We start from the raw sequence: 13,682 nt of genomic DNA on the forward strand, positions 1-13,682 counted from the left end.
GCATTCACCGGTTCTTAGTTTTATCGCCGAGCCCGATCTTAAGTTGAAGTTATGTTACATAGGCGATATTTTTAAAGACATGAGCAAAAGATTAATAATTTAATAATTATTATTGCGTTATCATTAAATAATATTAATATAGAGTTATTAATATTGTAATAATGACAGCAAAGCTAAACCTGTTATCTTAACCAAAGGATACCTTAGTGTTAAATTTACATTAAACAAAAAATAGAAAAATGCCTCCTTTTTTGCAGGCATTTTTACTTTAGTCAGTTATTCAATACTACCATGAAGTAGTGGTAAAATTCACGTTATTTTTCCGTGACGACGTTACAGCTATCCCCTTCTCATCACCGCCAAGCAGGGAAAAGCCTTCCAGCTCATCGCCCCTGTCAATACCATCAACCTGGCTTAGCACCACCTGCTTACCGGCTTCTATTGATTTTTCAAGATCAACATAAGTAAACCGCCATTGCCTGCCCTCAAGCTTATTCTGGATCAGTACTAAAATGCCTTTATTAGCCTTCCAATACAGGTTTTGTACCCAGGGTGTACATGTAAATTTTTTGTAAAGCACACCGGGTTCTTTCGTACTTTTGGCTTTGGCCAGCTTTTCAGGGTCGTATAAACGCACTTCGTTGCCGTGATCGCCATAATCGGCAGTGGCTACATACCACTTATTATTATATTTTACATATTCCGGACGGGTGCCCTGGATACAGGCATCATCCTCAATGGTATTAATTAAGTTACCATCAAGTGTACCCGTTTTAAGCAAGCCTTTCCAGTTTACATTATAAATTACCGCCCTCCATTGGCTGCCCGCTGCATTAAGGCGGATGGAATTACCTATAAATGTTGGCCCTTTATCGTTGTTATAGGCCATGCCAGTTGGGTGGTTAATAACATCCTGCCCGTTTTGGGTTAGCTTATATTCCTTATGCTGATATACCAGGCTGTCATTTTCCAGCTTAAACTCCCGGATCATTCCAACTTCCCTGTCACCATATAAAAATATGCGACCGTTTTGGTATGAAATGCCCTGGCAGGCGCCCAACGAGTCGATAGTTATGGCACGGTTAAGTTTATGATCAATTGTGCCGGCGGCGATGCTGCCAATACCTACAACAGCAGCTACTATAGTTAAAGTAAGTTTTTGCATCAGTTTTAAATAAAATATTACATTCATGATCAGACACAGCTTTAAGCTTTGCGCATTCCGCTTTCGGCTTTCTTAACGAGGGTCAAGTGGTTCGTCAGGATCAATTTGTTTGGCTTCTTCAACCGGGTAATATTCAACTTCGGTTTCGGAGTTACGCCTGGCCAGTTTATAAGGCACATAGTTCAGTTCCTTTTGGCAGCGGGCATCCATATTCATAATAAAATCGGTTTGTGATTTATCGGTTACCACAATGCCGGGCTTATCGGCAGGGATACTATATTTATAAAGCAGTCTTGCGCTGTTACGCATATTGGTAGTAGTATGGCGCGCATGAGGTTCAATGATGATCACATTTTCAGGAATATGAAGGGTTTTCATTAAATAAACCTTCATTTCTTCCGCTTCATTATATTTTGTTTTATATGGATGCACCTTGCCGCCTGATACAATGATAAACGGCGCCTTGCCAGCCTTATATTCCTGTACCGCCAGCCTGCAGCGCAGCATCCCCTCCCCGCTTAGCGGCGATGTTAGATTATCCGGACCAGCACCAGGTACAAGAATATTTGAATAAGGATAATTGGCCCATTTTATGGTTTTGACACGGGTTACGGCAGCCTTGTTTGCGTTTAGCTCCATCGGCTCGTAATTGGCGGGATCCTGTCTTTCATTTATCTGCAGATAAAGCAGGGCTGCCTGCATAGCGGGTTCAAAAAACAGCTTTGTTCGTTTAATATCACCCAACAATATAGCGGAAGCATCATACATCAGCGTATAATATGCCCTTGCTTTAACATTATAGCTAATAGAATCTATTTGCGGATAATTAGGCTTTTTGCCTTCAGCATAAACGCCAATAGTATAGTTGATACTACCTGCGTCCTGCTCCCATGCTTTTATAAGCAATTGCTCTGGCGATAGTTTTTTATACAAACTATAAAAACCCGATGGGATCAGTTTCGATTTAACCATCCTATTAAGCGCGTTGCCTGTTTTATATAATGCTGCAAGCCGGTCACCTACGGTTTTGATGTCATCATCAGTTAGTTTTACCGCAGTTGTTAAGCACGCGGCGTCTTTACAATCAGTAAGGGAAGTGCTAAGGGCGCTTAGCTTTTTCTGCGTGAGCTGTGCCAGTTCAGGATCGTTTTTAAGTAAAGTGCTTACTTCGGCATCCTGCTCAAGCAGAGTCAGCAGGCCGTAGTTTTTAATCTTTACATAATCTATCGGCGTATTTTTTACGGGACTTGAGGTTTGCGCGAAGGCACTTAAACCACCCAATCCAAGCATTGTTAGTAGCAGGAGTTTTTTCATTGAGCTGTTTTTTAACAAGGCGCAAATAACGCCTAAGCAGATAAACTCAAAGTTAACTACCGGTAACTTTCCTCTTACAAAACACGCCTAATTTTAATTTTAATTAAGATATACCATCTTTAGGCATATAAAATCCATATCAAATTTGATATTTGCAAAAGCTGATAAATCTTTCAAACTTCATCTATGGAAAATACTGCCTTATTAAAAGCCATTATTGAAAATGCTATCGATGGCATTATTACTATCGATGAACGGGGGATTGTCGAATCTATTAATCCTTCGGCTTGCAGGTTATTTCAATATGAGCCTCATGAAGTTATCGGCAAAAATGTATCGATACTGATGCCCCAGCCATACCGGCAGGAACATGATCATTATATCAATCGATATCAAACTACCGGTAAACCACATATCATTGGTATAGGTCGTGAAGTAACAGGCTTGCGTAAAGACGGCACCCAATTTCCTTTCAGACTTGGCGTTAGTGACGTAAATTTTTCGGGCCGTAAAATATATGCCGGCTTTATACACGACCTTAGCCGTGAGAAAGAAGCTGAAGATAAACTGAAGGAATACACATCGCACCTGGAGGAAGTGGTAGAGGAACGTACGCTCTCCTTAAAACAATTTGTTCTTGAACTGCAAAAAGCCAAAGAAGAAGTGAGCCAGTCCCTTGAAAAAGAGAAAGAACTGGGACAATTGAAAAGCCGTTTTGTTTCCATGGCATCGCATGAGTTTCGTACGCCACTAAGCGCTGTTCAATTATCGGCCTCGCTTATTGATAAATATGCCGAGCCTTTACACAGCCTGCAGATTAGCAAGCATGTTAATAAAATCAAAAATGCCGTTGGCAACCTCACTACCATTCTGAATGATTTTCTCTCGCTCGAAAAACTGGAAGCCGGGCGTATTGAACCATCATACACCAGGTTTGACCTGGTTAAGCTGGCCGAAGAGCTAACTGAAGAAATGCAGATTATGGCCAAGCAAAACCAAAATATCCTTTATCAGCATACAGGTACAGATAGTATGGTTTACCTCGATATTAACCTGCTCAAAAACTGCATCATCAACCTCATCACAAACGCCATCAAATATTCGGGCGAGGACAGCTTTATTGAATTTAGTACTGAAATAAATGTTTCCGGCTGTTCCATTACTGTAAAAGATAATGGCATAGGCATTCCCGAAAGCGACCAGAAGCATTTATTTGAGGCATTTTTCAGAGCGCACAATACAGGCAATATCGCGGGTACCGGTTTAGGTCTTAATATTGTGGCCCGGTACACTGCCCTTATGAACGGCAGAGTTGATTTTCAAAGTAACGTAAACGAGGGTACTTCATTCACCATTTCATTTTCTGCATCATGAGCCAAAAAATCCTGATCATCGAAGATAACAACGATATCCGCGAAAACGTGGTAGAAATACTGGGGCTGGCCGGTTACACGGTATTTGAGGCCGATAATGGTAAAACCGGTATTGAACTGGCCGTTAACAACCTGCCCGATGTAATACTTTGCGATATCATGATGCCCGAGCTTGATGGTTATGGGGTTTTATTTATGCTGAATAAAAATCCCGAAACCGCCGCCATACCTTTTATATTTTTAACCGCAAAGGCCGAACGGATTGACCAACGTAAAGGCATGGAAATGGGTGCCGATGATTACTTAACCAAGCCTTTTGATGATATTGAACTACTGAACGCCATTGAAAGCAGGCTCAGGAAAAAAACTGCCCAGCAAAGCTTTTATAGTCAATCGCTCGAAAACCTACACTCAATTGTATCGAAGAACAGCGGTCTCACCGAACTTAAACATATTATTAGCGAACGCAAGGTACGCCTGTTTAAAAAAGACCAGGTAATTTATTACGATGGTGATAAAGGGAATGGTTTGTACCTGATATTGAAAGGCAGGGTTAAAACCGTTAAACTGGCAAACGATGGCCGTGAGCTGATGACCGCCATCCACTCTGCCGAGGAATACCTGGGGGTAAATGCCATGCTCTCGAACGAGGCTTACACAGATACAGCAACCACCCTGGAGGACAGCCAGCTGTGCCTGATCCCTAAAGACCAACTGGATAACCTGCTCAATTTATATCCTGATATTGCGCGTGAGTTTATCAAACTACTCTCTAACCATATCCGCGACCGGGAAGAACAATTATTGCAGCTTGCGTATAACTCAGTACGGAAAAGGATGGCCGATACCCTGATGCGACTGCATAAACAGCAGGGCGGGGATTTCAAAATTTCGCGCGAAGACCTTGCTGCCATGGCCGGCGTAGCAACTGAAACCGTGAGCCGTACCCTTACCGATTTTAAAGATGAAAACCTAATCGATAAAAAAGGAAGCCAGATCACCGTGCTTTCGCCCGAACGGTTGGCCAAAATGAAAAACTGACCGCTGCTATTTTTAGATGATCCTGCTCATTCTCTGAGCAATGGCTTGATTACAACAAACCATTTGCACCCCTGTGCAACCTATTTTTGTATCAACACCAACAGCTCCTGTGGCGTTTCATAAGTTGTACCTTTGTAGCTGAGTGCTTTAGCGCCAACGCATACGGTATCAACGGCTTTAGCAGTGTGTGTAATATAGATCTTCCCGCGCACGTCCGGTTCTGTACCGTCATTTACCATTTTCATACCGGTAAGTAATTGCATCACGCTGTCAATGCCCGGCTTTTTATCAAAGTTTTTTTCTTTCCCTTCGGGGAAGTAATAATCAAACTTATCGCAGGTGATCCTGAACTGCGTTTCGCGGCCAAGCTCGGTGAACTTAAATTTGATAGACTGCACGTCATCATTTGAGCTGGTTTTGCTTTTGCAGGCCGCAAATGACAGTGCTGCAAGGAAAATAAGTTTATAACTTTTCATTATCGGTTCGATATTACGGTTCCAATAAAGTTAAGGTGTTTACCAATAGAATAAAAGTTGATATAAAAATCCTCTCAGGGGGCAGGGACCTACTTCAATTCATCCAACACCCTAAACATTTTCTCCTTTATACTCCGGCTCGGGCCGCTGAAATTATTAACCATGATAGAAAAACAAAGCTCTCGGCCGTTTTTGGTTTGATAACCGGCATAACACAACACATTATTGATGCTACCGCTTTTCATTTTCATATCATTATAAACCGGCAGACTTGTATAAAAATCGGCAAACCAGCTTTCCTTCTTTGCCGATTGCAGGATGCGGGCCAGCGTTAACGTAGTTACCCTGTCACCGGGCGAAAGGCCGCTACCGTCGTAAATATTCATGCTACGGGCATCTATCCCTTTGGCCGCCCAAAACTTTTGTACCTCATCCACACCATTTGCCGTTGTAGGCTTGCGGCCCTGTTTCCAGGCTATGGTTTTGAGTAACTGCTCAGCGTAAAGGTTAATACTTTTCTGGTTAAGCCAGTAAACTATTTTGCTTAAAGTTGGTGATGATATAGTTGCCAGATTTTTAGTAATTATGGGCAATGGCAGGTTTTTAGCGCTCAAAGTATTGGCTGACTCCGGCTCATTACCAATAATGATACCTAAACTCCTCAGCGTATCATTGAGCCGCAACGCAGCATCATAAGCAGCATCGGGGACAGCGGCCGAAATACTTTTTTTTTCCTGATCAACAGCATAAGTTCCGCGCAGATATATTACTTTACTGCCAACCGGTAAAAAAGCATAAGCATTATCGCCTGAGCCGGCAGAACCATTTGTCAACTCGCTTTTAAATGCAAGGTATGGCATCAGCGGAACAGTACGTGATATGCCAACCGGGCTACCAACCGCACCCGTACGCAGCTTTATATCAAACTGATTTTCGCGCCAGCAAAGACCCGATGTACCGGCTCCGTAATAGTTGCCGATATCCTGCCAGATCCAGCCTTCGGGAATGGATTGGGTACCGAAAATGCTGTCATCGCCAATGATGCGGCCGTTAACTTTTTTGATCCCGGCCTTTTGCAGGGCATCCGCCATAAGGGCTATTACATGCCCCTCTTTGGTTTGCTCATAACGCCAGCTGCCCAGGGTTGGGTCGCCGGCTCCTTTAATGATAATATCGCCGGTAAGCGTGCCGTCGGCACCAATCTCACCGGTATAACCCAATTGCGTTTGATATTGAAAATCGGGCCCTAAAATATTAAAGGCCGTAATACTGGTAATGGTTTTAAGCGTTGAAGCGGTAGCCAAACCCATGTTAGGGTTACCACCAAACACCTGCTCCCCGGTTTTGGCATCAAGCACAGTTAACGATACCGAAGCATAATTGCACTGGCTATCGGTCTGTAAACGGCCAAAAGCATTTGATATTTTTTGCTGAAGCGTTTGCGCCGCAACAGATCCTCCTATAAATAAAAAACTAATTACCAGTAAGCGCCTCATCCTGTTTTTTAACGTTCCGTTGCGAAATATAATATATGGGCACACCAATCAATACAATAATTAAGCCAGGCCAGGTAAACTGCGGTTTGTAAATGATCAACAATACACAAAATATCAGTCCCATAATAATGTATATGGCAGGCAAAATTGGGTATCCCAGTGCTTTATAAGGGCGCTCAGCATTTGGATGTTTTCTCCGCAGGATATAAATGCCGAAGATGGTAAGAACATAAAAAATAACCACTACAAAGGATATCATATCCAACAAATCACCGTAACGGCCGCTTAGGCAAAGTATCGAAGCTACCACGGCCTGGATCCATAAACCAAACTCGGGTACGCCAGATTTATTTAATTCACCTGTTTGTTTAAAGAATAACCCGTCTTTTGCCATAGTGTAATAAACCCTTGCACCCGAAAGTATCAGGCCGTTATTGCAGCCAAAAGTTGATATCATGATCATTATTGCAATGATATAAGTACCGAGGTTGCCGAATATCACGTGTGATGCAGCTACCGCAACGCGGTCTTTTTCGGCCGTCGCTATATCATGCATGGAAAGCACACCAGTATAAGCCACATTAGCCGATACATAAATAATGGTGACGATCAAAGTACCCAGACCAAGGCTTAAGGCAACATCCCTTTTGGGGTTTTTCATTTCACCTGCTATAAAGGTTACGCTATTCCAGGCATCACTACTGAATATCGAACCTACCATCGAAGCTGCAATAGCCCCCATGGCAGCAGCAAGGGTAAGGCTAACAGTTGTATTATCCGCTTTAAGGTTATGAATATCCCAGGCGTTACTCCAGTTGGCATGCCATATTTCGGGCTTTAGTGCTACAAAACCAAATATGATCAAACCAAACAAACTTAAAAGCTTGGTAAGTGTGAATGTGGTTTGGATAAGTTTGCCACTTTTTACTCCTTTGGTATTGATATAAGTAAGTAATACAATGATGAAAATCGACATCAACTGGGCTGCACTGATCTTTAAGAAACCGAGTTGAAAAAGAATGTTCTCCTCGCTAAGTGGGTGTATCAAATACGCAGCAAACTTACTAAAAGCAACACCTACCGCGGCAATAGTACCTGTTTGGATCACCGCGAAAAAGCTCCAGCCATATAAAAAAGCGATAAGCTTATTATAAGCCTCCTTTAAATATACATATTGCCCGCCGGCTTTGGGAAACATCCCGCTTAATTCGCCATAACTTAGGGCCGCGGTAAGGGTCATGAAACCGGTGATAACCCAGATAGCTATCAGCCAGCCGGCAGAGCCAACATTACGGGTAATATCGGCACTAACAATAAAAATACCTGAGCCTATCATGGAACCCGATACCAGCATGGTACCGTCCAGCAAGCTCAGCTCATGTTTCATTTTGGGTTGCGATGAGTTTTTCGCCATATATTATTTTAGGGTTTAAATCTCTAAACTATTCAAAAAACTTTAATATTAACGATCACTATAGTAAATAAATAAAATTACTATTTTGCAATCACCAATTGTTATTAAACACTGTTAAAACCAAGCAGTACTACTTTATTAAACCAAATTTGTGATATGGATTTTCTGAACAATTATTTAATTTATTTAATTCCTGTTTTGGGGCTTATCGGGATTCTTGTTATGGCTATTAAGGCCGCCTGGGTTACCAAACAAAACGCCGGTGACGGCGACATGGCCACACTTGCCGGTTACATTGCCGATGGAGCTATGGCCTTTTTACGTGCCGAATGGAAAATATTAGGCGGCTTTGTTGCCGTTGCAGGTATTTTGCTGGCCTGGTCGGGCACTACGGTTGCCACTTCAAGCTGGGTTATTGCCATATCATTTGTGATAGGCGCATTCCTATCTGCCTTTGCAGGTTACCTGGGGATGCGTATTGCTACCAAAGCTAATGTACGTACTACACAGGCTGCACGCACCAGTTTGGCACAAGCTTTAAAAGTATCGTTTACCGGCGGAACCGTAATGGGCCTGGGTGTGGCCGGTTTGGCTATTATTGGTTTAGGATCGCTTTTTATTGTTTTTTATCAGTTTTATGTTGTTAAAATAGCAGGCAGTAGTGTTAACGGCGAAGCCATGGCAAAAGCGCTTGACGTTTTAGCCGGTTTTTCATTAGGTGCAGAATCCATAGCGTTGTTTGCCCGCGTTGGCGGCGGTATTTACACCAAAGCGGCCGATGTAGGTGCCGACCTGGTAGGTAAAGTTGAAGCCGGCATTCCTGAAGACGATGTGCGTAACCCGGCCACCATTGCCGATAACGTAGGGGATAACGTGGGTGACGTTGCCGGTATGGGCGCCGACCTTTTTGGATCATATGTAGCCACTATGCTGGCTACCATGGTACTGGGACGCGAGATTGTATCACATGATAATTTTGGCGGTATTGCCCCGGTATTGCTGCCAATGGTAATTGCAGGCCTTGGCTTGATATTTTCGATAGTAGGCGCAGCCATGGTGAAAATCAAATCAGAAACCGACAGTGTGCAAAAAGCATTGAACATAGGTAACTGGGCATCAATTATACTAACTGCTGTAGCTACTTATTTTGTTGTACAATGGATGTTGCCTTCGGGCGAATTTCACATGGTACGTGATGAAGTTAACGGGGTGGTAAAAACTGACGTGATACCTTTTACTAAAAACGGTGTTTTTGGATCGATATTGGTTGGCCTGGTAGTAGGTACTTTAATGTCGATTATAACCGAGTACTACACCGCCATGGGTAAACGCCCGGTATTGAGTATTATCAGGCAGTCATCAACCGGTCACGCTACCAATATCATCGGTGGTTTATCAGTTGGTATGGAATCAACCGTGCTGCCTATCCTTGTTTTGGCATCGGGTATTTACGGGTCATATTATTTTGCCGGTTTATACGGTGTAGCTATTGCCGCTGCCGGTATGATGGCAACTACAGCCATGCAGCTGGCTATCGATGCCTTTGGGCCAATTGCCGATAACGCCGGTGGTATTGCCGAAATGAGCCGCCTGCCCGAAGAAGTACGCCACCGTACCGATAACCTGGATGCTGTTGGTAACACTACAGCCGCTACGGGCAAAGGTTTTGCTATTGCTTCGGCAGCATTAACTTCATTAGCTTTATTTGCGGCTTTTGTGGGCGTTGCAGGTATTGAACATATTGATATTTATAAAGCCAACGTACTGGCAGGTCTGTTTGTTGGCGGAATGATCCCGTTCATTTTTTCTGCCTTAGCTATCGCGGCGGTGGGCAGGGCGGCCATGGCCATGGTAGAAGAAGTTAGGCGCCAGTTCCGCGAAATCCCTGGCATCATGACCTATGAAGGGAAACCCGAATACGAAAAATGCGTAGCCATATCTACCAAAGCATCTATCCGCGAAATGGTTGCCCCTGGTTTAATAGCGCTGATCACACCTATCATTATCGGTTTTGCCTTTGGCCCCGAAGTCTTAGGCGGCTTGCTGGCCGGTGTTACCGTATCGGGTGTATTGATGGGGATTTTCCAAAGCAATGCAGGTGGTGCATGGGACAACGCCAAAAAATCATTTGAGAAAGGCTGCGATATCAATGGCGAAATTTTCTACAAAAAATCGGAACCACACAAAGCATCCGTAACAGGTGATACTGTAGGTGATCCGTTTAAAGATACTTCAGGCCCATCCATGAATATCCTCATTAAGTTAATGTCGATAGTTTCATTGGTTATTGCCCCGCACCTCAACAGCCATCCGGCTGCAACCAGTGCCAGGACCCAAAAAGAGATGAATAAACAACCTATGAGCATCCATGCGGTTGTTAAAGCAGAAAAAAGCGTTTAATAGCTTTTCTATTTAATGAATAGGGCCGCCCTAACGGGCGGCTTTTTTTTGTCTGATTGGATATGAGACGTGAGATATGAGATTTGAGATATGAGATAATATCTCTTATTTAACATAATGTCCTTTCACCTTTCACCTTTCACCTTTCACCTTTCACCTTTCACCTTTCACCTTTCACCTTTCACCTTTCACCTTTCACCTTTCACCTTTCACCTTTCACCTTTCACCTTTCACCTTTCACCTTTCACCTTTCACCTTTCACCTTTCACCTTTCACCTTTCACCTATATTCCAGAATATCCCCTGGCTGGCAGTCAAGCGCCTTACATATAGCTTCGAGGGTTTCAAAACGGATGGCTTTTGCTTTACCCGTTTTAAGGATCGAGAGATTTGATATGGTGATCCCTACCCTGCCGCTCAACTCATTTAATGACATTTTGCGCTTTGCCATCATTACATCCAAATTAATAATTATGCCCATAACTTACATTACAGTTAATAATAAGTATAAACCCATTTTCAATTACTTTAATAGCCACACAGCAGATATTATCATTATTAATCTCAATATCTCTATTTATAATTATATCCTTTAGCTATTACGTTTGCTCTTATTCTTGTGAAATGATTCTTCTGTCGATAGTGCCCTGTAATATTGATCCGCATCTTTTACTGCCATCGGTTGTCTTTATCCTATCCTCTATCACACCTTAAAACCCTGCTGTACGCCGGCAGCCATATATTGAAAAATAAACAAATCAAATACTATTTAAACAAGTGTTTGGACGGCGCGTACCTTTTTCATTACGTTATGATATTAATCCTATTCAAATAAAAACAATATTTATTAAATAACACAATAAATTAAGTGTTTTACAATAAATTTTAGTCGTTATACATAAATTTAAAATTTTAAATATAAAATTTGACACTGGTATTGCTATTTCTGATTTATATGTTTTATTTTAGAAACAAAATATTAGCTTTGCACGTTCTATTCAGAATATAACGAATAGAGAGGTTTATTAAATAGATGAGACAACTCAAAATAACGCAATCCATTACCAATCGCGAGTCGCAATCGCTTGATAAATATCTGCACGAGATTGGTAAGGTAGACCTAATAACCGCCGAAGAAGAAGTAATTTTAGCCCAAAAGATCCGCGAGGGCGACCAGGCGGCATTGGAGCGTTTAACCAAAACTAACCTTCGCTTTGTTGTATCTGTTGCTAAACAATACCAAAACCAGGGCCTCACACTGGGCGATTTAATTAACGAGGGCAACCTCGGCTTAATTAAAGCCGCCAAGCGTTTTGATGAAACCAAAGGCTTTAAATTTATATCATATGCCGTATGGTGGATCCGCCAGTCGATATTGCAGGCTATTGCCGAGCAATCGCGTATTGTGCGTTTACCGCTTAACCAGGTAGGTTCATTAAGTAAAATCAGCAAGGCTTTTTCAAAACTTGAACAGGAGTATGAGCGCGAACCATCGCCCGAAGAACTTGCTGATATATTGGAGACCACTGTTGATAAGATCTCCGACACACTGAGTAACTCGGGCCGCCACGTATCAATGGATGCACCGTTTGTACAGGGCGAAGAAAATACATTGCTTGATGTACTGGAAAACCAGGAACCAAACACCGATTCGATCCTGATCAATGAGTCATTATCTGAAGAGATCAAACGTTCACTATCAACCTTAACTGAGCGCGAGCGCGAGATCATTGTATTGTTCTTTGGCTTAGGAACTAACCACCCGCTTTCATTAGAGGAAATTGGTGAGAAGTTTAATTTAACCCGCGAGCGTGTGCGCCAGATCAAGGACAAAGCCTTGCAACGCTTGCGTCATACTTCAAGGAGCAAGATCCTGAAATCATATTTAGGTTAATTTTAATCTAAAAAGAGATATTAAAGCCACCGGTTATATAACAGGTGGCTTTTTTGTTTGGTTATTTGGTTAGCTGCTATGCAATAACCACCCCCAAATGACTTAATGACGATTTATCAAAATGAGTTAATGACTAATAAATAAGCCGCCTGTCAAAACTAAAAGGTTCTTTTTTTAAAAGTTTCACCTCACAAGCATCGGGATGCAAGGGGTTGAGCAGATAGTTATATTCGGCGGGGACAATTGATGATGGTACTTTCATTATTAAATACTCCTGCTTTTTTAGGAAAGCGTCGCCAAGTTGGCGCAAAATTACCGGACCGGATATATCACGCCAGTCTTCAGGTAATTGCTCAGCCTCCACAGTGATTATTTTGCTATCCGGCACTTCAATTTCGGTTAAACAATAATTACCCGGTATTATCAACGGATCCAAATGTACCAACACCTCAAGCACCGCTAATGATCTGGAGGAAGCAAGATAAAGCATCGGCTTGCCTTCGCTGTTCCACCGACCTCCATATAATCGAGCCCCGGTGCCACTCAGATCGGCGGCGTAATTGCATTTGGTAATACGGTAAAGTATCATCAGGCAAAAATACCATGTTCGATGCGGCCAAGCTCTTTAAAAACCATGTCGAAGCCGGCAGATGTATCCAGGATAGTAACGGGTGCCTCTCCTCTGAAAACCACCGACGGCGTTTTGATCCAGATCTTGAATTTATCCATCGATTCAAAAACCTCCTCACCACGGGTATAAAGCCGTGCAAGTTCAATAGCCTTTTCGGCATATTCGGTTTTGATAATGACATCATCCTCGTAGCGTTGTAAGGTACGTTCGGAGATATGCAGTATATTGGCAAGCTCCTGGATATTAAGGGAGATCTTTTTTGCCAGAGAAAGTAAGGCACTTTTAGGGAAACCCTTACGTGCCAGGCTGATGATATCAAAATCAGAAGATGCTTTTACCTGTTTTGAGCCATTCAATAAACTATAAAACGAAGGCATAGCTCCCTGAACAACATAAGCTGCCATGGGCTCATTAACCTCATTTTTAGTATCCGGCTTTGCTTTATACGACATATATACAAATATAATTACCATTTGTCG

General features: G+C 42.5%; 12 protein-coding genes. 4 read left to right on the forward strand and 8 right to left on the reverse strand.

Going from position 1 to position 13,682, the window contains the following annotated elements; genetic code table 11:
• Window positions 1–286: 286 nt before the first annotated feature.
• Together MusilaSJ_RS09050 and MusilaSJ_RS09055 are read right to left on the reverse strand one after the other, a co-directional pair.
• Window positions 287–1,192: a hypothetical protein gene (locus MusilaSJ_RS09050; protein WP_274989664.1), complete on the reverse strand. Its 906-nt coding sequence runs from the start codon at window positions 1,190–1,192 to the stop codon at window positions 287–289.
• Between the two features lie 45 nt (window positions 1,193–1,237).
• A complete protein-coding gene (locus tag MusilaSJ_RS09055) occupies window positions 1,238–2,479 on the reverse strand; it encodes a YdcF family protein (RefSeq protein ID WP_274989665.1) in 1,242 nt (413 codons plus the stop codon).
• A gap of 186 nt (window positions 2,480–2,665) precedes the next feature.
• Between MusilaSJ_RS09055 and MusilaSJ_RS09060 the strand changes: the two genes are divergently transcribed.
• Together MusilaSJ_RS09060 and MusilaSJ_RS09065 are read left to right on the forward strand one after the other, a co-directional pair.
• The gene (locus MusilaSJ_RS09060) at window positions 2,666–3,853 is read left to right on the forward strand and encodes a PAS domain-containing sensor histidine kinase (protein ID WP_274989666.1); all 1,188 of its coding nucleotides are present in this window, start codon (window positions 2,666–2,668) and stop codon (window positions 3,851–3,853) included.
• Window positions 3,850–4,893, forward strand: a complete 1,044-nt coding sequence (locus MusilaSJ_RS09065; RefSeq protein WP_274989667.1) for a response regulator — start codon at window positions 3,850–3,852, stop codon at window positions 4,891–4,893. The genes MusilaSJ_RS09060 and MusilaSJ_RS09065 overlap by 4 nt, the downstream gene beginning before the upstream one ends.
• 80 nt (window positions 4,894–4,973) lie before the next feature.
• On the opposite strand, the gene MusilaSJ_RS09070 is transcribed toward MusilaSJ_RS09065, so the two are convergent.
• From MusilaSJ_RS09070 to MusilaSJ_RS09080, 3 genes are all read right to left on the reverse strand, one after another.
• Entirely contained in the window at window positions 4,974–5,369 is a 396-nt protein-coding gene (locus MusilaSJ_RS09070; protein WP_274989668.1) for a hypothetical protein, read from the reverse strand.
• An 89-nt stretch (window positions 5,370–5,458) separates the two neighbouring features.
• Window positions 5,459–6,865 (reverse strand): D-alanyl-D-alanine carboxypeptidase/D-alanyl-D-alanine endopeptidase, encoded by a 1,407-nt coding sequence (dacB, locus tag MusilaSJ_RS09075; RefSeq protein ID WP_274989669.1) that lies wholly within the window; start codon window positions 6,863–6,865, stop codon window positions 5,459–5,461.
• On the reverse strand, window positions 6,843–8,279 hold the full coding sequence (locus tag MusilaSJ_RS09080) for an APC family permease (protein ID WP_274989670.1): 1,437 nt from the start codon (window positions 8,277–8,279) through the stop codon (window positions 6,843–6,845). Before MusilaSJ_RS09080 ends, dacB begins: the two co-directional genes overlap by 23 nt.
• 156 nt (window positions 8,280–8,435) lie before the next feature.
• Here MusilaSJ_RS09080 and MusilaSJ_RS09085 point away from each other — a divergent pair, with 156 nt between their 5' ends.
• Complete coding sequence (locus tag MusilaSJ_RS09085; protein WP_274989671.1) at window positions 8,436–10,679, forward strand: sodium-translocating pyrophosphatase; 2,244 nt, start codon at window positions 8,436–8,438, stop codon at window positions 10,677–10,679.
• A gap of 279 nt (window positions 10,680–10,958) precedes the next feature.
• Here the strand turns inward: MusilaSJ_RS09085 and MusilaSJ_RS09090 are convergent, their stop codons facing one another.
• Window positions 10,959–11,159 carry a helix-turn-helix domain-containing protein gene (locus tag MusilaSJ_RS09090; protein WP_274989672.1) on the reverse strand — a complete coding sequence of 67 codons (201 nt, stop codon included), beginning with the start codon at window positions 11,157–11,159 and terminating at the stop codon, window positions 10,959–10,961.
• A 552-nt stretch (window positions 11,160–11,711) separates the two neighbouring features.
• Here MusilaSJ_RS09090 and MusilaSJ_RS09095 point away from each other — a divergent pair.
• A complete protein-coding gene (locus MusilaSJ_RS09095; RefSeq protein ID WP_090466905.1) occupies window positions 11,712–12,572 on the forward strand; it encodes a sigma-70 family RNA polymerase sigma factor in 861 nt (286 codons plus the stop codon).
• Between the two features lie 133 nt (window positions 12,573–12,705).
• Here MusilaSJ_RS09095 and MusilaSJ_RS09100 read toward each other — a convergent pair whose 3' ends face one another.
• Both MusilaSJ_RS09100 and parS read right to left on the reverse strand, forming a co-directional pair.
• Complete coding sequence (locus MusilaSJ_RS09100) at window positions 12,706–13,161, reverse strand: RES family NAD+ phosphorylase (RefSeq protein ID WP_274989673.1); 456 nt, start codon at window positions 13,159–13,161, stop codon at window positions 12,706–12,708.
• On the reverse strand, window positions 13,161–13,655 hold the full coding sequence (gene parS / locus MusilaSJ_RS09105; RefSeq protein ID WP_274989674.1) for an Xre family toxin-antitoxin system antitoxin: 495 nt from the start codon (window positions 13,653–13,655) through the stop codon (window positions 13,161–13,163). Before parS ends, MusilaSJ_RS09100 begins: the two co-directional genes overlap by 1 nt.
• Between the last annotated feature and the right edge of the window lie 27 nt (window positions 13,656–13,682).

The sequence above is a fragment of the Mucilaginibacter sp. SJ genome (assembly GCF_028993635.1).
In the GTDB taxonomy this organism is placed as follows: Bacteria; Bacteroidota; Bacteroidia; order Sphingobacteriales; family Sphingobacteriaceae; genus Mucilaginibacter.

Coding starts and splice junctions, on each gene's coding strand:
- MusilaSJ_RS09085 (WP_274989671.1), top strand. CDS start 8,436: ATGGATTTTCTGAACAATTATTTAATTTATTTAATTCCTGTTTTGGGG.
- MusilaSJ_RS09065 (WP_274989667.1), top strand. CDS start 3,850: ATGAGCCAAAAAATCCTGATCATCGAAGATAACAACGATATCCGCGAA.
- MusilaSJ_RS09095 (WP_090466905.1), top strand. CDS start 11,712: ATGAGACAACTCAAAATAACGCAATCCATTACCAATCGCGAGTCGCAA.
- dacB (WP_274989669.1), bottom strand. CDS start 6,865: ATGAGGCGCTTACTGGTAATTAGTTTTTTATTTATAGGAGGATCTGTT.
- MusilaSJ_RS09080 (WP_274989670.1), bottom strand. CDS start 8,279: ATGGCGAAAAACTCATCGCAACCCAAAATGAAACATGAGCTGAGCTTG.
- parS (WP_274989674.1), bottom strand. CDS start 13,655: ATGTCGTATAAAGCAAAGCCGGATACTAAAAATGAGGTTAATGAGCCC.
- MusilaSJ_RS09050 (WP_274989664.1), bottom strand. CDS start 1,192: ATGAATGTAATATTTTATTTAAAACTGATGCAAAAACTTACTTTAACT.
- MusilaSJ_RS09070 (WP_274989668.1), bottom strand. CDS start 5,369: ATGAAAAGTTATAAACTTATTTTCCTTGCAGCACTGTCATTTGCGGCC.
- MusilaSJ_RS09090 (WP_274989672.1), bottom strand. CDS start 11,159: ATGGGCATAATTATTAATTTGGATGTAATGATGGCAAAGCGCAAAATG.
- MusilaSJ_RS09055 (WP_274989665.1), bottom strand. CDS start 2,479: ATGAAAAAACTCCTGCTACTAACAATGCTTGGATTGGGTGGTTTAAGT.
- MusilaSJ_RS09100 (WP_274989673.1), bottom strand. CDS start 13,161: ATGATACTTTACCGTATTACCAAATGCAATTACGCCGCCGATCTGAGT.
- MusilaSJ_RS09060 (WP_274989666.1), top strand. CDS start 2,666: ATGGAAAATACTGCCTTATTAAAAGCCATTATTGAAAATGCTATCGAT.